The organism is Roseibium sediminis (genome assembly GCF_008711325.1).
Lineage (GTDB): Bacteria > Pseudomonadota > Alphaproteobacteria > Rhizobiales > Stappiaceae > Roseibium > Roseibium sediminis.
On sequence record NZ_VXDB01000008.1, the window covers coordinates 154,876 to 172,585 of the forward strand.

The window sequence follows — 17,710 nt, forward strand, 5'->3', positions numbered from 1 at the left end:
GGACCTCCCGATCTTGCGCATAAACACGCAACAAGAAGATAGGAGGTTCCCCAAAAAGGTCCATTCCTTTAAGGAAAAGCTGTTTTCACGAAGCTGTGCATGTCGAGATGCACACTCCTCCCAATTGGTCAGGAAGCCTCGATGCGAGATAATCTGGGCGGACTACCAGTTACCGCCGTGCTGGCCGGATTCGCCGTTGCCATAGCCCTTGCGAGTTTCGCCCTCGCTCCCTTTGTGGGCGAGAGCTATTGGCAGGGATACTGGATATCCGTCCTGTGGCTCAGCGGATGCGCACTCGCCTCAGGCATTTTCCGGTTTATCTATCGGGAGTTTCTGCATCGGCCGTGAGACAGCTGTCCTGTTTCACCCAACCTGCCCGCGATGCCGAAGCAAATGATCGGCGAGGACGCAGGCCATCATGGCTTCGCCGACGGGAACAGCGCGAATGCCGACGCACGGGTCATGACGCCCCTTGGTCATCACATCGACTTCCTCACCATGGCGGGTGATGGACTTGCGCTCTGTCAGGATCGACGAGGTCGGCTTGACGGCAAAGCGGACAACCAGCGGATCGCCGTTTGAAATGCCGCCGAGAATGCCACCTGAATTGTTCGACAGGAACACCGGCTGGCCATTGCCGCCAATGCGGATTTCGTCGGCGTTCTCCTCGCCCGTCAGGGCAGCGGCATCAAAGCCATTGCCGATCTCCACGCCCTTCACCGCGTTGATGGACATCATGGCGGCGGCAAGATCCGTATCCAGCTTGCCATAAAGCGGCGCACCAAGACCGACCGGCACGCCTTCGGCAACCACCTCGATCACCGCTCCGACGGACGATCCCTTCTTGCGGATGTCATCCAGATAGTCGGCCCAGTGGTTGGCTGCCTTGGCATCGGGTGAAAAGAACGGGTTGTTGTCGACTTCGGCCCAGTTCCAGTTGGCCCGGTCGATCTTTTCCGTTCCGACCTGAACCAGTGCACCGCGAATGGTCATGCCGGACAGGATCTTGCGGGCAACAGCGCCCGCAGCAACACGCATCGCCGTTTCGCGGGCAGAGGACCGTCCACCGCCGCGATAGTCGCGAATGCCGTATTTTTCCATGTAGGTGAAATCGGCATGGCCCGGACGGTAGCGGTCCTTGATCTCGGAATAATCCTTTGACCGCTGATCGGTGTTTTCGACCATCAGGGAGATCGGCGTTCCGGTCGTCTTCTGCACGCCGTCCTCATCCACCATCACGCCGGACAGGATCTTTACCTCGTCCGGCTCGCGGCGCTGGGTGGTGAAGCGGGACTGGCCCGGCTTTCGCTTGTCCATGAAGCACTGAATGTCGCTTTCGGTCAGCGGGATCAGCGGCGGACACCCGTCCACCACACATCCGATCGCCGGTCCATGGCTTTCCCCCCAGGTGGTGACGCGAAACAGGTGACCGAACGTATTGTGTGACATCAGGCAGCTTCCGGTATTGCAGACAGGGCCCTTCGACCCCGGAAAATTTGACGGGTCAGCGATACGGCATCACACATCATTCGGCAAGGCCAGTTGGCTGATAACGGCGGTCAGATGGGTTGCTTGGCAGGCTGCTTGGCGGACCGATGCTTCATGTCTTCAGCAGCCATGGCAAAGCCACCATCTGCGCCGTCGATGAAGTGAATGTGCTGACCCGCGCCGATGTCGGACACAAAGCAGGTCATGATGGCATGATCGGAAACATGCATGCCGTAGGTCAGCTCGCCCCTTTCTGAGGCCCGATCCAGCACGGAGCCAAGTTCCAGCAGCTCGTCTTCCGTTAGATCCAGCACCAGTCTCAGGGAATCATCCAGTTTTCTGTGATCGGTGTTGCGGGACAATTCTGCCATGTATTTTTGTGGCACAAGCGGGCCCACACGCTGTCCGGTCAACTGACCCCACTTGATCGCGAGGCTCTCGAAAATTGCCCTGAGGATGTATCGTCGTCCCTTGCCTGCGCCGCGCATGAGCAGCGTTTCGAAACGCAGTGACTTCGGAGGAAAGCGAAAACGCAACCGCCGAGACGTCGCAATCAGCCCGGCCTCTCCATCTGACAAGACATGCTTGCCGACTGCCGAAGCGACATGGTCCAGTGCAAGGGACAGCTTTTCCGGCGAGCGCGGTCTGATGATCACGGCTGCAATTCGTCCGCGATCGGCAGGCAGGGCATCCCAACGGCAGGACAACCCGTCCAGCGGCGCTTCAGTGTCGGGCGCGGGAGGGATGATAAATGAGGCCGACCGATCAGCGTCTTTCAGGATAGTTTCCGCCAGCGCCAGGCCATCGCCAACAGCCATGGCAAGATGATTGCCCCTGGTCAGCTCAAGCTTGCGCAAGCGAATGTCCGCGCCTTCGTTTCTCAGATGAGAAACCGGAATGGCCGCAATCCTGAGGGTCATGTCTGCAGCGGCACGGGCAAGGGAAGCCACGCTCGCAAGCGCTTCGCGCCCTTGCTTTTCACGGGAACCCGGCACCAGCAGAAGGGCACCGTCACCACCGAAGACGAAGGGGGTGTTGTCGCGCCCGAGCGTATTGAGCACTGCCGCGATCACGGCGGCTCCAATCATGTTGACGTTCTTGTAGTGGCCGGCCGCAATGGCCTTTCGTGAATCCACGATATCCGCCGCCAACACGACCCAGTCGTTTGGCACCGGTTCATAGGATTCCATGTCGGCGATCCCGGCAAAATCGGCAAAAGCGGGCAAGGACTGATAAAAGCTATCGGAAGACATCACACTTCCTCCTGGAAATACCTGCAGTCCCTACGTCTTGGCCACTGCACCGGATGACGAGACCGGTTCACGTTTGCGTGCGCTGACCCTTGCGGTCAGATCCAGCTGCCAGTGCCGTTGCGCCAAAGGAACATGCGGTCCTGAGGAGCTTCAAGTTTCGGGACATGGCGGGTTTCAAGTCCCTCAAGCAAGCCCCGGACGATCCGAAACACGCCGCCATGCGCAACAACGACGGTCGGTTGCCTGACCGTAGCCAGCCATGCACCGATCCGCCCGGTCAGCATCTCGTAGCTTTCGCCGTTGGGCGGCACGAAGCCCCACTTGTCAACCCGCCGTTCTGCGACCTTTTCAGGAAACTCCAGTGCCAGCTCTTCCAGCGTGCTGCCTTCCCAGTCGCCGAACGTGATTTCACGTACTTCCGGCTCAAGACGATAGTCATGCCCGGCAAGGCCGAGCTCTGCGCGAACGAGATCCATGGTCCGGCGGGTTCGCCCCAGAGGGGAGCTGACAAAATCCAGCGACAGCGGATCCATGCCTTCCGCTTTCAGGAAGGCCGCCAACCGCTTGCCATTTCCGGAGGCCTGACCTTCCCCAACCTGATTGAGAGGGATGTCCTTTTGCCCCTGCATCCGCCCTTCCGCATTCCAATCTGTCTGGCCATGGCGAATGTAAACGAGGAAATCCGGTCCAGGTACCTGAGCCAGTCGTTGAGACGGCGAGGCATCAGACGAAAGGGACATTCATGTCTCCACAAGCGCAAACAGTTGGGGCAGAAGCCAGATCAGGGTGCGGTGGGCACCCTAAACAAAAAAGGCCGGTTGAACCGGCCATTTTTCATCAAGATCAGTCCTTGACCACAGATATATCCGGGGCATCCACGGCTTTCATGCCGACGATGTTGTAACCGCAGTCAACATGCTGGATTTCGCCGGTAATACCACGGCTGAGATCGGACAGGAGGAACAGGGCGCTGTCGCCAACTTCCTCGATGGTGACCGAGCGGCGCAGCGGCGCGTTGTATTCGTTCCACTTCAGGATATAGCGGAAGTCGCCGATGCCGGAGGCTGCCAGCGTCTTGATCGGACCGGCGGAAATCGCGTTGACGCGAATGTTCTTCGGACCAAGGTCCATGGCCAGATATTTCACGCTGGTTTCAAGAGCAGCCTTTGCAACGCCCATGACGTTGTAATGCGGCATGACCTTTTCAGCACCGTAATAGGTCAGCGTCAGGATGGACCCGCCGTCGGTCATCAGCTTCTCGGCGCGCTGGGTAATCGCGGTCAGCGAGTAGCAGGAGATGTCCATGGTGCGGGCGAAGTTTGCCGAGGTCGTATCGACATAACGACCGGTCAGTTCGTCCTTGTCGGAGAAGGCAACGGCATGAACGATGAAGTCGATCTTGCCCCATTTGTCCTCGATCGCCTTGAAAACGGCATCGATGCTGGCTGCATCGGTTACGTCGCAATGACCGGCAACAAAGGCATTCAGCTGTTCGGCGAGAGGTTCCACGCGCTTCTTAAGTGCATCCCCCTGATAGGTCAGGGCGAGCTCGGCACCGGCATCGGTCAGGGCCTTTGCAATTCCCCAGGCAATCGACCTGTTGTTTGCAACGCCCAGGATCAATCCGCGTTTGCCGTTCATCAATCCGCGCGTTTCCGCCATCGTATTCTCCAGAAATTCTTAACTACCCGAACGGGCTGGCATCGTATGGCACAGCCCCCCCAATCCTTCAAGACTGTGGTTAGCGGAATGAACCATCGACGGATCACGATCGACGCCCTATGTTGTCGCCGATTTTTTTGCCCCTGAAGTTGAGGATCTGCGCTCATGGAGCGGAATACCCATGCCGACCAATTCGCCACCCTGATCGGCGAAGCCAACGTTTTGACCACCGCCAACGACAAGGCCCCCTATCTTGTCGAATGGCGGGATCTCTACCAGGGCGTGACGCCGATGGTGCTGCGTCCGGGTTCAACGAAGGAAGTCAGCGCGGTGATGCAATATGCCTATGAGAATGGCATCAAGATTGTCCCGCAGGGGGGCAACACCGGTCTTGTGGGTGGTCAAATTCCGCAGGAATCCGGCGATGAGATCGTTGTTTCGCTCTCTCGCATGAACAAGGTCCGCCATGTCGATCCGGAAGGCTTCACGATCACGGTCGACGTCGGCGTGGTGCTGGAGACGCTCCAGAACGAGGCCGACAAGGTGGATCGCCTGTTCCCACTTTCCCTTGGGGCACAAGGCTCCTGCCAGATCGGCGGAAATATCTCCACGAATGCCGGCGGCACTGCTGTCCTGTCCTACGGCAACACCCGCGATCTGGTTCTTGGACTGGAAGTCGTGCTGCCAACGGGCGAGATCTGGAACGGCCTCAGGACGCTCCGCAAGGACAATACCGGTTATGATTTGAAACAATTGTTTATCGGTGCGGAAGGCACTTTGGGGATTATCACGGCCGCCTCGCTGAAGCTTTTCCCCAAGCCCAAAAAACTGGAAGCCGCCTTTGTCGGGCTCTCGTCGCCTGAAGCTGCGCTCAGCCTCTTTTCCATTGCTAAGGCACAGGCAGGCCCGGTCCTAACCGGATTTGAAATCATGCCCCGCGAAGGCGTTGAATTCTGCCTGCGCCATCTGGATGGTGCACGCGATCCGCTGGAAGGCACACACGCCTGGTATGTGCTGATGGAGCTCTCCAGCGGCTCGGAGGCATTTGAGATCCGCGACCTGCTGGAAGCCATTCTTGGTGAGGCCTTTGAGGCTGAACATGTGGAAGATGCAGCCCTCGCGCAGAACATGAGCCAGGTTCAGGATTTCTGGCATATCCGCCATGGCATGTCGGAAGTCCAGAAAGCGGAAGGCGGCTCCATCAAGCACGATGTGTCCGTCCCCGTTGCCCTGATCCCCGAGTTCCTGAACAAGGCCATTGCTGCAGTGGAAGCCTTCGTCCCCGGCTGCCGACCGATCCCGTTCGGGCATCTGGGCGATGGCAACATCCACTTCAACGTGAGCCAGCCTGTTGGCGCGGACAAGGAAGGCTATCTGGCCAAGTGGGACGAGATGAATGAAATCGTCCACGGCATTGTGGCAGACCTCAACGGCTCCATTTCCGCCGAACACGGGATTGGCCGCCTGAAGCGGGATCTCATGAAAGAGGTCAAGAGCGATATCGAGCTGGACCTGATGTGGCGCATCAAGACGGCTCTTGATCCAAAAGGCCTGCTGAACCCGGAGCGCGTCCTGCCTCGATAACATTCCCACTCCGAGTCATTCTTTACGCGTCTTCGTGAGGGCCTGCAGTCGCATTCGACTGCGGGCCTTTTTTCTGCGCCGAAACGGCTCGAGTCGCATTGCGGCGGAAATGTGTTTGTCCAAACGGGGAGCATTTCGAGAGCCGGATTTTTTAAAAATTCACCGGCGGCCGTTCACAGGATTAACCATTCTACCTATACGGTAAACGCCCGCCATTGATACAATTTACGATACCCAAGGGGCCAATTGAAGAAAAATGCATTCGATTTCGCCTAATGCATTAATTTTCTTTTGAAAAATAACTTAAAAGACCCCAGAGTTATGAAACAGCGTTAACACTTGTTAATGGCGGACTAACCAAACAGCTGACACCCCTGCGTTCTTAGGGGCAGCTGATGAAGAAGGAGACCGACACCAACGGCAGGCACCACCACAAACGCAACAATAAACGTAGGTGATGACTACCGCGAACAACAACAACAACAAGACATGCAACTTGCTGTTTGAGTTGCCGACTGCAGTTACCGGACTTTGAGATGCCGGTCCCGGAATTTCCGGGAAATGAGTCAGAGCACGGCAATAAAAAAACCGCCGGCTCTTAACGCAGCAAAAGCGGGTGTATTTGACCGCTCCTTGAATGGAGGCGAAAATGCATGTTCACGGTGCACGTGGAACAAATCGATGGGAAAGTGTAAAGACACAGCTCAGGGCTGAGCTTGGGGAAGATGTATTCTCCAACTGGTTCGGACGTGTCATGCTCGAGGAAGAAGGCGACAAGATCGTTCGCCTGTCAGTCCCGACGCGCTTTCTGAAAAACTGGATTCAATTACATTACAAAGATCGGATCGTCAGCCTCTGGAAAAAAGAGGGTGAGAATATCGACCGTCTCGAACTGACAGTTCGTGGGGCCATGCGGCCACGGGCGGTTGGAACTCTCGACCCGGCCAAGCAACTGACGGCATCCAACCTGAATTATCGGGCTACCACCCCGAATGTCGGGCGCCATGCCATCCCTGCCCTGACCAAGGCCCTGCGGGGTGAACTGAACTCGGGCATGTCGGACCTGCAACTGCAGTTTCTGCAGGGCGCGGCCATCAATCCGAACCTGACCTTCGACAGTTTCGTTGAAGGCGCGTCAAACGGATTGGCCTTCAGCGCGGCACGCCAGATGGCAAACGACCAGTCTCGGGCGCTTGACCTGCTGTACATCCACTCCGGTATCGGCATCGGCAAGACCCATCTCTTGCATGCTGCTGCCAGCGATGCACGGGCTGCTGGCCGCAAGGTGCTTTATGTGACGGCGGAATACTTCATGTATCACCTCGTTCCGGCCCTGCGGACCCGCTCCTTCACAGCTGTGAAGCAGACACTGGACTCGGTCGATCTTCTGTTGATCGACGACATCCAGCTGCTGCACGGAAAGCAGCACCAGCAAGAGTTCTGCCAATCCTTGCGGATGCTTCTGGAATCCCCGAAGCAGGTTATCGTTGCTGGAGACCGCCCACCGGAGCAGCTGGACACGATGGACGAAACGCTGCGCCAACGCTTCATGAACGGCGTTGTCGCGGGCATCCAGCATCCTGACTACATGCTGCGCAAGAACATTGTGCAAAAGCGGGTCCAGATTGCCCGCCGCCACTATCCGAACTTCGACATTCCGGAACCGGTTGTGGATCACATTGCGCGCTATGTAACGTCTTCTGCCCGTGATCTGGAAGGTGCGGTGAACCGGCTGATTGCCCACAATCAGCTGACCAACCAGCCGATCACGCAAGAGCTGGCGGACAAGACGTTGCATGACCTCGTCAAGCCGACCGAGATCCGGTCCGTGCGCATCGAGGATATCCAGCACGTGGTTTGCAAGCACTACAGCGTGACGAAGAACGACCTTCTTTCGTCCTGCCGGGCGCACACGATCGTCAAACCGCGCCAGATCGCCATGTATCTGGCAAAGGTCATGACACCGCGCTCGCTTCCAGAGATCGGACGCCGCTTCGGCAACCGGGACCACACAACGGTTCTGCACGCCGTTCGCAAGATCGAGAAAATGGTCAAGGCAGACAGCAGCCTTGCCGCTGAAATCGACCTGCTCAAGCGTCTGACCCACAGCTGATATCAGTCAGCGAATTACTCGCATGAAGGCCGACAGTTTCCCCCTGTCGGCCTTTTTCCTTTCCGATCATGCGGTTTCCCGGAGTCGAATCCAAACTTCGAATTTTCCTCAGAAACGACTCTTGAATAACCCCGCTTTCAACAAGCAGATGCTCGGCCTCGGCGGTAGTGTGCTGGAGATTTCCAGCCCTCGTGAGACCGCATCATGCCCCGGCCCGACCTTGTTGAACTTGCTGCCACTGCCCGGCGACTGCGCAGCGCCATTCCCGAACCTGATCGGTGCGCGATCTCGGACGAAGCCATCCAGAACCTGTTTGAAAGACTGAAAGCCCTACAGGGTTCAGCGTGTCGCGAACATGGTGTTGCAGAAGATTTTCCGCCTCCTGCCGGACAGCGGATCTCCGGGACCTATTTGGACCATCCCATGACCGGAGTGGTGATCAGTCTCGTCAAGCTCGCCGATACGGACGTCTACCGCGTTGCCATCAAGTTTGACGAGGCGATTGATGCTGCCACGTTTCCCGGTCAATCGGTTCACAGGGATCGTATCAGCTGCCTGATCGATGGAGCGGGGGTCTCCATGGCACGCACATCGAAAGACCAACCCTATCTGGTTCTCGACCGCTGCCCGCCGCCCGGCAAGAAAAAGCGAGCGATGAAGCTGACCATTCAGCGCATGTGACGCCTAGCGCTTTTGTGCGACGACCAGATGCCCTGGCACCGGATCCCCTTCCTCAAGGCGGACGGTGATGTCGTCCATGAGAAGGATTTCAAACCCGTTTTCGGACAATTGATCCCGAATGTAGCTGGTCTTGTGAGCAAAGCGGCGTTTTTCGCCAACCTTGTACGGCGCTGGCCCGAAAGCCTCATCGGGAAGCGTTTCGGTCGAGAAGGCAAAGACACCCTTGCCAGCCAGTCGCTCAGCCGCTCCCTTCACGAGGGGCGCTACATCACCGACATAGGGAAAGACATCGGTTGCCGTGATCAGATCCCAGATCGGGCAGCCATCGTCGTCTTCGAACTCTTCAAGGAACTCGACAGCCTCGCCCACATAAAGGTCGTCATAAACCTCCCGGTCAAAGGCGAGCTCGATGATGCGCTCCGACAGGTCGACACCCGTGCGATGGGTCGTGCAGTCACTCAGGGCAATGCCGGTCAGCCCGGTCCCGCAACCCAGATCCAGCACCCGTTCGAAGTGGTCCAGCGAGAGCGTGCGAAGTGCTTCGCGAACCATGAGTGGCACGCTGTATCCCAGCTGGTCCACCAGGATCTCGTCAAACACATCTGCGTGCTGGTCGAACAAGGTGGAAACATAGGCATCGGGCATCTTGGACGGTGACGGATCGCGCCCCATGGCGGCAAGGCGAATGCTCACACCTGCCGGATCTGTCGGATCGAGCTCAAGCGCCTTGCGGTAATGGCGTTCTGCGGCATCCAGATCGCCGGACTTTTCCAGATCCAGCCCGGTGTTGTAGGCCTCTGCCAGTTGGTCGTCGCTGTCCTGATCCATTGTTTATGCCTGCGCCTGTTTTCGCTTTTCCAAGGTCCGATGCTCATAAGGACAGGGCTGTGCAAAGACCAGCATTTTGTTTCCCGCCATCCCGACAGCTAGAAAAGATCCAGCTGCCCGCCGCCCGCTTTCTTCTCACGTGAAGAACCAGCCTTGCGCATGTCTTCGCTGGCCTCCACTTCAACCGCGGTCTGCAGATCCGGATCGTCATTGACGACCTTGTTCACACGGTCTGAGACCGGGTGAGCGACCAGATAGTCATCAGGAGCGGGAACAAGCATGCGAACCGCCTCCTTCACCGACACGTTTCCAGTGTCCAGCCAGTCTTCGAACTGTTCCTTTTGCAGGATGACCGGCATTCGGTGATGGATGGGCGCCATCATGCCGTTTGCTTCGGTGGTCAGCATGGCGCCCGTGTCGATATCGCCGCCGGACGGGTCCGACCAAGTGTTCCATAACCCCGCTATCGCCATGATGCCGCCATCTGCCGGCGCGATCCAGAAAGCTTGCTTGCCTTCCGGTGTTCTGCGCCACTCATAAAAGCCGGAAGCCGGAACGAGGCAGCGGTGGTGGCGCATGGAAGCGCGAAACGACGGCTTGTCCGCGGCTGTCTCACTCCGGGCGTTGATGAGCAACGTGAAACTTGCAGGATCCTTGACCCATGACGGAATGAGCCCCCAGCGCACCAACTGGAACCGCCGTTTTCCGCTGTCCTTTCGCACGGTCGCTATAGGCTGGGTGGGAGCAATATTATAGCGCGGGGGGAAGTTCGGCAGATCGATGTACTCAAAGAGAGCTTTCACATCCTCGGGCGTTGCTGTCAGGCTGAATCTGCCACACATGGCATTCCCCTTGTCGTCACTCAGTGTTCTGCCATTTGTCACTGCAAGAATGACCGTTGGCGATTCGCTCGCTCCGGTTAGGTAATTAGCAAGGAAAAACCCTTATAACAGAACGATCGGGCAATACAGCAGGGGTTTGAGATGAGTGGTGACACTCCAGTTTTAGGCGTCGGTCCGTTGGCCGCTGACAGGCTGGAAACCGCAAATATCAATCCGAGCACGGGGTTGGCTACGGATTATCTCAACCACTTCAACGAAGTGATGATGCTGCTCGAAATGCTTCCGGCCATGCCGGATTGTTCGGAAGACGTGCTCGCATGGGAGCCCTTGTCTTACGAACAACACTTCATGCAGTCCGGTTTCACTGAAAAGCAGCTTGCGGTCATGGCCTATGAGGCCGCTCCGGAAGAATTGCGCAACGAACTCCTGTCCGTTGTTGGTGAAATCAACCACACGGTGATCCTCGCCCAGGAAGCGTTGATGACGTCCCTGAACCCGGCGGACATTGCCGCGATGGTGGCAGAAAAGGCGACATCCCAGATCCGTCCGCTGATTTCTCAAGCCAGCGGGATCATCCATGGCCACGTCACGCCGACGCTGGAATCCAAGGAAGGCGAAGCTGCGCAGGCGGAAATCGACGCGCTTTTTGCCTGATCCACTTTTCCGGACACTCACAAGACCCTATCCTGCCGAAGACCCGAGACCCGTTGGCCGGATTCCCACGCAATGAGCATTTCCCGAAAATATCCCCCCGTCCCGCTTGTGGGAGTAAGTGTCCTGTGTAGCCGGGACGATCGGGCCCTTTTGATCCAGCGATCCAAACCACCTTATGAAGGAGCGTGGAGCCTGCCCGGTGGTCTGGTTGATGTGGGTGAACCCCTGCAAGTGGCTGCCACACGCGAGGTTCTCGAGGAGACCGGTCTGAGTGTCACCGTCGGCGAACAGCCGGTGGAAGTCTTCGACAGCATCCATCACGATGAGGGTGGGCGCACCGAAGCGCACTATGTTCTCTGCGTCTTCCTGGCGACCTCGGCCAAGGGCACGATGATGGCCGCAGATGATGCACGCGATGCCCGGTGGGTGACTGCGGCGGAACTTGAGGTGCTGACTTGCACGCCCGGCACGAAGGAACGGGTCTGTCGTTTCCTTGGATGGGACAGGCCATGAGCAACGACAAGATCTGTTGAGGTGTGCTACATCCTGTGATGTTCGCAAGCCGCTTGGCGTGAACACCTGATAACTGGAACGATCCGGAACCCTTGCCCGTCACCATGCCGCTTCCACGTCTTATCCTCCTTGTCCTTGCCGTCCTGATGTGCAGCGCCTTTTGGGCGTCCTCCGGTCAGACTCAGGCTCGCAGAGACGATGCTCCTCCTTATGAACAGGACCTGATGCGGCTATCGGAGATCCTTGGCGCACTTCATTTCCTGCGCCCTCTTTGTGGTGCCGAAGACAGCCCAAGCTGGCGAACCCAGATGGAAGATCTTCTGGAATCGGAAACGGAGGACGAGAACCGGCGCCGCCGGTTTATCGAGCGTTTCAACCAAGGTTATCGTGGTTTTTCAGCAATTTACCGCGACTGCACACCTTCCGCTCGTCTCGCTATGGGACAATATATCGAGGAAGGTGGGGCAATTGTGACGAGAGTTACCAGCCGTTTCAGCCGCTAAGTCAGCTTACCCCGACGTCACTCCTTACCGAGTAGTTAACGCTGACAATCTATTCTGTGGGTTGGTGTTAAGATTGTTTTCATGATCGCTATGCGCGCGCTGAGAGCGCGGCTAATCTTGAACTCAGAGATTCGGCGGCAAATGATTTGCAAACCCGGACGTCAGTACCTGTCTTTTATGATCGGTTAGGAAGCGAATGACCAATGATGAATACGGTGACTTCGTCACTGAAGTAGAGTACGCCGAGGACGAAGACATCCGGCGCGCGGCATTGGGTTTTATCTCTGATGCCTGGGCAGAAGCTGTTGCGTGTGGTGTGGATACGGACGCCGTTGCTCATGCGGCGATGTTTACTGCCTTGGCAGATCTTGTTGCCACCTATGGCGAAGATGCTGTTGCAAAACTGGCAGAAGGCCTGCCAGAGCGCATCCAGCGCGGCGACTACACGGTCAACCGCGTGCTTCAATAAGCAGTATTGCCCGAGAATCGCGAGCCGGCACAGTCGGCTCGAAGACGCCCAAACTACCCTCCGACCAACAGATCCAGATAAATGGCTCCGCCGAATGCGATCAAGACCGCACCGGCAACCCGGTTGGCATTTTCAAGCCAGCGATCGTTGATCCGGCTTCTGTAGCGAGCGACCACCGCCGACAGACCCGCCCACCAGGCGGTCGCCCCCAGCGCCACACCGGCAACCATCGCCGCTGCCCCGGCATGGTCTCCATGTTCCGGACGCAACTCGCCCAGCGCACCCATGATGGCGACGAAACCGAACACAGCACCGGGATTCGTCAGAACGAGGAAGAAGGCGACAGCCGCATCCCCGCCGATGGAAGAGGCTTTTTTCACGCTGAATTCCTCCCCCCCGTGCAGATGCGGCTGAGCTTTCAGCACCTTCCAGCCGAAGAGGATCAGAACGAGCCCGCCGACAATCCGGATCAGGTCATACTGGCTGTCTATGAAATTCGTGATGGCGGATACGCCGAAGATTGCGACCGCCGCATAGATCACATCCGCAGCAACGGCCCCGAGACCGACTGACAATCCGCTGCGAAATCCGCGCTGAGCGGCGTGTTGCACAGCCAACACATTCACCGGGCCGACGGGCGCGGTCGTCACGACACCAATTCCAAAGCCGATCGCGGCAAACTCCACTAAACTCACACGACCGTCCTTTGGATGCTTGGCTCTTTGCGCATTCTCGATACTTGGCGCAGCGGGCAGTTGCAAGAACCATGGATCACGCAACATTGCCTGTCGCACCCAAGCCACGAACATGTATAACAATGGCCACATGACACGGGTTGTTCGGGAGTTGACGGAATGCGTTCGAAACTGGTGATTGCCGCATTGTTGGCGGGCCTTCTACCGGGCGCAGCTGTTGCCAAACCGGGCAACGTGCCGGAAGGCGAGACCAAGCCGCTGCAGGTTCCGACGACGACCATCATTCCAACGGATGAAATTGCTCCCCCTTCATCGGCGGCCACCGATTCCCATTCTGCGTCCGAGGAAGAGCCGCAGGCGGACGGCCCCGAAGAGGAGCTTCAGGACGCGGCAAAGAGCGCTCCTGTCGGCCCAGCTCCGGAGGTGCTTTATGACACCAGCGTGTTGCCCAAACCGGTGGCGCGCATGCGGTCTCAGCTGATGGATGCAGCTCTCAGCGGCGACGTGGAACGCCTGCGGATGGTACTTGAGAGCAACGAGGTACCGCCAACCCTCTCCCTCACAGACATTGACGACCCGATCGAATTCCTGAAGCAGAGTTCAGGCGATGGCGAAGGGCGTGAGGTGCTGGCCATCCTGGCAGACATACTGGATGCCGGCTTCGTCCACATGGATGCGGGAACTGCGCAGGAAATGTGGATCTGGCCCTATTTCGCCCGTTATCCGCTCGCCGAACTGACCCCAGAGCAAAAGGTGGAGATGTTTCGGATTGTCACCTCAGGTGAGGTTGCGGAAATGGAAACCTACGGCGTCTGGCTGTTCTATCGCGTCGGCATCGGGCCTGATGGAACACTGCACTATTTCGTGGCCGGGGAATGACCCTTCACACAGGTCGTAGTGACCGGGCGCGCACTCAACTGCGCCGGAGTTCGGCATATAGCGCGTAGTTGCGATAGAATGACTGCGTCGACAAGGATGCGTCATGGCGCTCAGCAAGAGCGCTCAGCTCGTCCACCAACTCGGCTCGGGGGCTGACATGATATCTGGCCAGCCATCCAAGAAGCAAGGAACGGAACCAACCGGGCAGCCTTTCCTGTTGGCCGAAATCGACCACGAGGATCGTGCCGTCGTCGGACAGATTGCTGAGACCCGTGGCAAGGGCTTCGCGCCAGATGGGCATCATGGACAAGGTGTAGGAGAAGAAAACCCGGTCATAGGGCGCTCCCCCGAGTTCACGCACTGACGACGGATCGGAGGCATCTCCCTTGATGAGGGAAATCCTGTCCCCCAGACCGGCCTTTCGGACTTTCTCCGCGGCCGTTTCAAGCATCCGCTCGGAAATATCGAGACCATGGAAGCGGACACCCGGATACCGGTTTGCTGCCTGAATGAGATTTCGGCCTGTCCCGCAGCCCAGCTCAAGCACGGCACTCCCCTGCGGAGGTCTCAGGTTTTCAATCAGGTGATCTCGTCCGAGCAGGTAAAATTTTCGGGTCAGGTCATAGAAGTGGCGCTGGTTCCGATAGATGGAGTTCATCAGCTCAGCTGTTTGGACAGTCTCGTTCATATCTCACCCGTTATGGACGTAGAGGTGAAAGCCACCATAGATCGACGAGCGATCCTGCAGCCCGAGGCGAAGGCTTTCCGCCTCCTCGTATGTCCAGCGGGAAAGGACACTCTCCGTCAGCCGGCCCGGAAGGAGCGTCGGCTCTGCAGCCGTTCTGAAGATCACCCTTGCGCCCGGTCTGGCCGTGCGTGTGATTTCCGACCAGAGGGCATTGAGCTGACGATCCGTCATCCAGTCCTTTGCGTCAAGCAGGACATATGCGTCGAGGCTGTTTGCCGGCTCGCCCTGCAAATGTTCGGTGAAGTTCCGGTTCAGAACCCGCACACGACCTGCACGAGCGCGGATGGTTTCGAAATGTTCGCGCTTCAGATAGGGCGGCAGAGGACCGGCATCCTTGTCTCCGGTCGAAGTGGCGGGCGCGTAGGTTCGGGAAAAGGCCTGCCAGGCAAAATAATTGTCCTGCAAGGAGAAATCGCAGCTGAGTTTCTCCAGCCTGCGGCGAAGGACTGCTGACATGTCGCGCTCGGTGCTGGCCGTCACCAATGCATCATATTGCGCAGGCGGTATGCCCAGCCCGTAGAGCGACATCTTCTTCGACGTTGCCCACCGGATCAGACGCTTGTCGAAGAGCGGTGCAAGGGCGGTATCGAAGAAACTGCGCTGTTCTTCCATCGAGCGTGCCTGAACCATATGGCTCGGGTCGATGCCGTAAAGCCGCGCAACAAGATGGCCAAGTCCGATGTAATTTCCAAGCAACCCGTGACGATACAGATTGCGGGCAAAGAGCGTGATCCGCTTGCGGCCCATTCCACCAAGGCCCCGTCCCTCCCAATAGGCTCTGGTGTCCTCGTCCAGCGCGTCTTTCAAGAACCGCTTGTAGGCTGCGATATTGGCCTTTTCATCGGCCTTCCCGAAGAAGCGGTAGAACGTGTCATAGGTTGGCAGCCTTTGAGCCGCGGCAAGCTTCAGGCGACCAAGGGCGACATGCGCACGGTTGAGATCAACTGCGGTGATCTGCGCCGGGTTGGCCGTGAGGTAGGACATGACATTGCAGCCACCCGACGCGATCGTAACCATCCGGCTTTGCGGGGTAAGTTTCAGGGCCTGCAGGTCGACTTCCGGATCTTCCCAGATTTGCGGATAGACCAGCCCCTTGAAGGCAAAGGTGAAGAGCCGTTCCAACATGCCTTCACGCGACGTGGCGCTGGAGCGATGAACCGCCCCATTCAATCGAGCCTTGGAAGCAGCCAAAGTGCCTTTCATTATCGTCACCCTTCTCATCACATGCGCGAGCAGATGAGCCGATGCGATACGCCAGACAGACGACAGTATGGTGACGATTGCCCGTCTGCAGTGTGTTGCCGACAGGAAAATGGCTCCGGCAGAACCGGAGCCATTTGAGATTTTTTGGCTTTGGCAGAAGGCGGTCAGCGTGTGACGACCACGAAATCCGTTCCAAGGCCGGTGTTTCGGGCATATCCGCGATCGGTCATGATCAGCGAGCTCCCGGGTGTCAGCATTTTGGAGAGCTCTGCGCGGGCAGCTTCCGGAATCTCCAGCCGATCCAGAATATCGAAGGACGTCCCGCCGCGCTCACCTTCCGCAGACAGGGCAATCCAGTCGACAGACAGGTCCCCTTCCGCAAAATCCAGTGCCGTGAAAACATGGGTTCCAATTTCGCGTTCGGGATTGGCAACATGGACGGAGGTTTCATAAACGTCCCTGAACTTCCGGCGCACCCGCAAAGTGGCGTTTTGCGGCTGGTCGTAACCGGCTTCACGGTAGATGTGATGGACCAGCTCCTCGGTCAGGTTTCCCGTCACGGGCAGGTCGTAACCTTCCTGAAACAGACTTAGCGCCGCACGGGTCTTGCGACCGATGACACCATCGACAGGGCCTGCATCAAAACCGAGGTCATTCAGCATGCGCTGCAGGGACCGGGCCTGCTCGCGCGGATCGTTCAGGGTGACAATCATCCGCAGCGGCTTGTCGAAATGCGGGTTTCTGGCAACCTGATCGTCGACCGCGTCGGTCTTGGAACCTACATCCATGCTTCCACGAAGCGGATCTCCCGATGTGCTGCCGGAAAGGCTCGCCACATCCGTGCGATATTCATGGGGCTGGATCAGCGCGAGGTGGCGAATGACTTCGGGTCTTGCCTGCTCATCTGTAATGATCACATGCATGCCGCGATCGGTCTGGGAGAAGATGCTTTTTGCAAACTCATGCGGCAGGCGCACACAGCCATGGGAAGCCGGGTAACCGGGCAGCTTGCCTTCATGAAGCGCGATCCCCGACCATGTGAGGCGCTGCATGAATGGCATGGGCGCGTCATCATAAAGGTTCGAGAAATGCTTCTTTCGCTTTTCCAGAATCGAGAACACGCCGGTTGGCGTGGAATGTCCGGCCTTGCCTGACGAAATCGGCGTCACCTCGACCAGCTCGGCTCCGCGATACACATTCAGCTTCTGCTCCTTGAGAGAAACCACCATGTGCAACGGGGCGTCGTCCGAAACAGTTTGCACGACCGTTTCGCGTTTGGTCTGCTCAAGCGTTGGAAGCGGCGCTGCATTTGCAGCAGCCAAACACGCCACGGACATGACCCCGGAGAGCAGAAGCATGCCGACAGGCTTTGCAAGAAGCCTATTAATTGCTGGATTTGTAGTACGCATCACAAAACACTCACCCGAAGGAATCCGAACTCTCTGGCACGATTTATCTCAAACAAAAGCTTAAGCGGTAGTCCTGTATTTTGAGTTATTGGACAAGGTTACTGAAACCTTTGCCAATGGGATTTTCCTTAAGGTTTTATGAACCAGAGCTGAATGGCTCAAGTCACAATGTCCGGCGTGGCGCAA

The 17,710-nt window shown here is 57.6% G+C and carries 19 protein-coding genes; 9 read left to right on the top strand and 10 right to left on the bottom strand.

The genetic code is table 11. The features are described from left to right. The first annotated feature begins 141 nt into the window (after positions 1 to 141). On the top strand, positions 142 to 348 hold the full coding sequence (locus F0155_RS10180) for a hypothetical protein (RefSeq protein ID WP_150524404.1): 207 nt from the start codon (positions 142 to 144) through the stop codon (positions 346 to 348). Between the two features lie 15 nt (positions 349 to 363). Here F0155_RS10180 and aroC read toward each other — a convergent pair whose 3' ends face one another. From aroC to fabI, 4 genes are all read right to left on the bottom strand, one after another. Then, positions 364 to 1,449, bottom strand: a complete 1,086-nt coding sequence (gene aroC / locus F0155_RS10185; protein ID WP_150524405.1) for a chorismate synthase — start codon at positions 1,447 to 1,449, stop codon at positions 364 to 366. A 110-nt stretch (positions 1,450 to 1,559) separates the two neighbouring features. After that, on the bottom strand, positions 1,560 to 2,741 hold the full coding sequence (locus tag F0155_RS10190) for a DUF3095 family protein (protein ID WP_150524406.1): 1,182 nt from the start codon (positions 2,739 to 2,741) through the stop codon (positions 1,560 to 1,562). A 95-nt stretch (positions 2,742 to 2,836) separates the two neighbouring features. Continuing rightward, a complete protein-coding gene (locus F0155_RS10195) occupies positions 2,837 to 3,481 on the bottom strand; it encodes a histidine phosphatase family protein (protein ID WP_150524407.1) in 645 nt (214 codons plus the stop codon). 103 nt (positions 3,482 to 3,584) lie between these two features. Then, positions 3,585 to 4,403 (bottom strand): enoyl-ACP reductase FabI, encoded by an 819-nt coding sequence (fabI, locus tag F0155_RS10200; protein ID WP_150524408.1) that lies wholly within the window; start codon positions 4,401 to 4,403, stop codon positions 3,585 to 3,587. Positions 4,404 to 4,568: 165 nt separating this feature from the next. On the opposite strand from fabI, the gene F0155_RS10205 reads away from it, so the two are divergent. From F0155_RS10205 to F0155_RS10215, 3 genes are all read left to right on the top strand, one after another. Then, entirely contained in the window at positions 4,569 to 5,987 is a 1,419-nt protein-coding gene (locus tag F0155_RS10205; protein ID WP_150524409.1) for an FAD-binding oxidoreductase, read from the top strand. Between the two features lie 649 nt (positions 5,988 to 6,636). Continuing rightward, on the top strand, positions 6,637 to 8,100 hold the full coding sequence (gene dnaA, locus F0155_RS10210; protein WP_150524410.1) for a chromosomal replication initiator protein DnaA: 1,464 nt from the start codon (positions 6,637 to 6,639) through the stop codon (positions 8,098 to 8,100). A gap of 204 nt (positions 8,101 to 8,304) precedes the next feature. Continuing rightward, positions 8,305 to 8,781 carry a glyoxalase superfamily protein gene (locus F0155_RS10215; RefSeq protein ID WP_150524411.1) on the top strand — a complete coding sequence of 159 codons (477 nt, stop codon included), beginning with the start codon at positions 8,305 to 8,307 and terminating at the stop codon, positions 8,779 to 8,781. A 3-nt stretch (positions 8,782 to 8,784) separates the two neighbouring features. On the opposite strand, the gene F0155_RS10220 is transcribed toward F0155_RS10215, so the two are convergent. Both F0155_RS10220 and F0155_RS10225 read right to left on the bottom strand, forming a co-directional pair. Beyond that, positions 8,785 to 9,609: a class I SAM-dependent methyltransferase gene (locus F0155_RS10220; RefSeq protein ID WP_150524412.1), complete on the bottom strand. Its 825-nt coding sequence runs from the start codon at positions 9,607 to 9,609 to the stop codon at positions 8,785 to 8,787. Between the two features lie 98 nt (positions 9,610 to 9,707). Then, on the bottom strand, positions 9,708 to 10,451 hold the full coding sequence (locus tag F0155_RS10225; RefSeq protein WP_150524413.1) for an SOS response-associated peptidase: 744 nt from the start codon (positions 10,449 to 10,451) through the stop codon (positions 9,708 to 9,710). Between the two features lie 141 nt (positions 10,452 to 10,592). Here F0155_RS10225 and F0155_RS10230 point away from each other — a divergent pair, with 141 nt between their 5' ends. The 4 genes from F0155_RS10230 (at position 10,593) to F0155_RS10245 (ending at position 12,590) form a co-directional block, all read left to right on the top strand. Next, positions 10,593 to 11,105 carry a hypothetical protein gene (locus tag F0155_RS10230; protein ID WP_150524414.1) on the top strand — a complete coding sequence of 171 codons (513 nt, stop codon included), beginning with the start codon at positions 10,593 to 10,595 and terminating at the stop codon, positions 11,103 to 11,105. A 72-nt stretch (positions 11,106 to 11,177) separates the two neighbouring features. Further along, positions 11,178 to 11,618 (top strand): NUDIX hydrolase, encoded by a 441-nt coding sequence (locus F0155_RS10235; RefSeq protein ID WP_150524415.1) that lies wholly within the window; start codon positions 11,178 to 11,180, stop codon positions 11,616 to 11,618. A gap of 104 nt (positions 11,619 to 11,722) precedes the next feature. Continuing rightward, positions 11,723 to 12,121 carry a TIGR02301 family protein gene (locus F0155_RS10240; RefSeq protein WP_208999219.1) on the top strand — a complete coding sequence of 133 codons (399 nt, stop codon included), beginning with the start codon at positions 11,723 to 11,725 and terminating at the stop codon, positions 12,119 to 12,121. A gap of 196 nt (positions 12,122 to 12,317) precedes the next feature. Next, positions 12,318 to 12,590 (top strand): hypothetical protein, encoded by a 273-nt coding sequence (locus F0155_RS10245; RefSeq protein ID WP_150524416.1) that lies wholly within the window; start codon positions 12,318 to 12,320, stop codon positions 12,588 to 12,590. 53 nt (positions 12,591 to 12,643) lie between these two features. On the opposite strand, the gene F0155_RS10250 is transcribed toward F0155_RS10245, so the two are convergent. After that, a complete protein-coding gene (locus F0155_RS10250) occupies positions 12,644 to 13,285 on the bottom strand; it encodes a LysE family translocator (RefSeq protein ID WP_150524417.1) in 642 nt (213 codons plus the stop codon). 159 nt (positions 13,286 to 13,444) lie between these two features. Here F0155_RS10250 and F0155_RS10255 point away from each other — a divergent pair, with 159 nt between their 5' ends. After that, positions 13,445 to 14,164 (top strand): hypothetical protein, encoded by a 720-nt coding sequence (locus tag F0155_RS10255; protein WP_150524418.1) that lies wholly within the window; start codon positions 13,445 to 13,447, stop codon positions 14,162 to 14,164. Between the two features lie 34 nt (positions 14,165 to 14,198). Here F0155_RS10255 and F0155_RS10260 read toward each other — a convergent pair whose 3' ends face one another. From F0155_RS10260 to F0155_RS10270, 3 genes are all read right to left on the bottom strand, one after another. Then, positions 14,199 to 14,852, bottom strand: a complete 654-nt coding sequence (locus tag F0155_RS10260) for a class I SAM-dependent methyltransferase (RefSeq protein ID WP_150524419.1) — start codon at positions 14,850 to 14,852, stop codon at positions 14,199 to 14,201. A gap of 3 nt (positions 14,853 to 14,855) precedes the next feature. Beyond that, a complete protein-coding gene (locus F0155_RS10265) occupies positions 14,856 to 16,115 on the bottom strand; it encodes a BtaA family protein (RefSeq protein WP_208999220.1) in 1,260 nt (419 codons plus the stop codon). Positions 16,116 to 16,279: 164 nt separating this feature from the next. Then, positions 16,280 to 17,524: a L,D-transpeptidase gene (locus F0155_RS10270; protein WP_150524421.1), complete on the bottom strand. Its 1,245-nt coding sequence runs from the start codon at positions 17,522 to 17,524 to the stop codon at positions 16,280 to 16,282. Positions 17,525 to 17,710 lie beyond the last annotated feature (186 nt).

Excerpts from the sequence above, each read along its gene's own strand:
- F0155_RS10180 (WP_150524404.1), top strand. The coding sequence starts at position 142 with ATGCGAGATAATCTGGGCGGACTACCAGTTACCGCCGTGCTGGCCGGA.
- aroC (WP_150524405.1), bottom strand. The coding sequence starts at position 1,449 with ATGTCACACAATACGTTCGGTCACCTGTTTCGCGTCACCACCTGGGGG.
- F0155_RS10190 (WP_150524406.1), bottom strand. The coding sequence starts at position 2,741 with ATGTCTTCCGATAGCTTTTATCAGTCCTTGCCCGCTTTTGCCGATTTT.
- F0155_RS10195 (WP_150524407.1), bottom strand. The coding sequence starts at position 3,481 with ATGTCCCTTTCGTCTGATGCCTCGCCGTCTCAACGACTGGCTCAGGTA.
- fabI (WP_150524408.1), bottom strand. The coding sequence starts at position 4,403 with ATGGCGGAAACGCGCGGATTGATGAACGGCAAACGCGGATTGATCCTG.
- F0155_RS10205 (WP_150524409.1), top strand. The coding sequence starts at position 4,569 with ATGGAGCGGAATACCCATGCCGACCAATTCGCCACCCTGATCGGCGAA.
- dnaA (WP_150524410.1), top strand. The coding sequence starts at position 6,637 with ATGCATGTTCACGGTGCACGTGGAACAAATCGATGGGAAAGTGTAAAG.
- F0155_RS10215 (WP_150524411.1), top strand. The coding sequence starts at position 8,305 with ATGCCCCGGCCCGACCTTGTTGAACTTGCTGCCACTGCCCGGCGACTG.
- F0155_RS10220 (WP_150524412.1), bottom strand. The coding sequence starts at position 9,609 with ATGGATCAGGACAGCGACGACCAACTGGCAGAGGCCTACAACACCGGG.
- F0155_RS10225 (WP_150524413.1), bottom strand. The coding sequence starts at position 10,451 with ATGTGTGGCAGATTCAGCCTGACAGCAACGCCCGAGGATGTGAAAGCT.
- F0155_RS10230 (WP_150524414.1), top strand. The coding sequence starts at position 10,593 with ATGAGTGGTGACACTCCAGTTTTAGGCGTCGGTCCGTTGGCCGCTGAC.
- F0155_RS10235 (WP_150524415.1), top strand. The coding sequence starts at position 11,178 with ATGAGCATTTCCCGAAAATATCCCCCCGTCCCGCTTGTGGGAGTAAGT.
- F0155_RS10240 (WP_208999219.1), top strand. The coding sequence starts at position 11,723 with ATGCCGCTTCCACGTCTTATCCTCCTTGTCCTTGCCGTCCTGATGTGC.
- F0155_RS10245 (WP_150524416.1), top strand. The coding sequence starts at position 12,318 with ATGACCAATGATGAATACGGTGACTTCGTCACTGAAGTAGAGTACGCC.
- F0155_RS10255 (WP_150524418.1), top strand. The coding sequence starts at position 13,445 with ATGCGTTCGAAACTGGTGATTGCCGCATTGTTGGCGGGCCTTCTACCG.
- F0155_RS10260 (WP_150524419.1), bottom strand. The coding sequence starts at position 14,852 with ATGAACGAGACTGTCCAAACAGCTGAGCTGATGAACTCCATCTATCGG.
- F0155_RS10265 (WP_208999220.1), bottom strand. The coding sequence starts at position 16,115 with ATGAAAGGCACTTTGGCTGCTTCCAAGGCTCGATTGAATGGGGCGGTT.
- F0155_RS10270 (WP_150524421.1), bottom strand. The coding sequence starts at position 17,524 with ATGCGTACTACAAATCCAGCAATTAATAGGCTTCTTGCAAAGCCTGTC.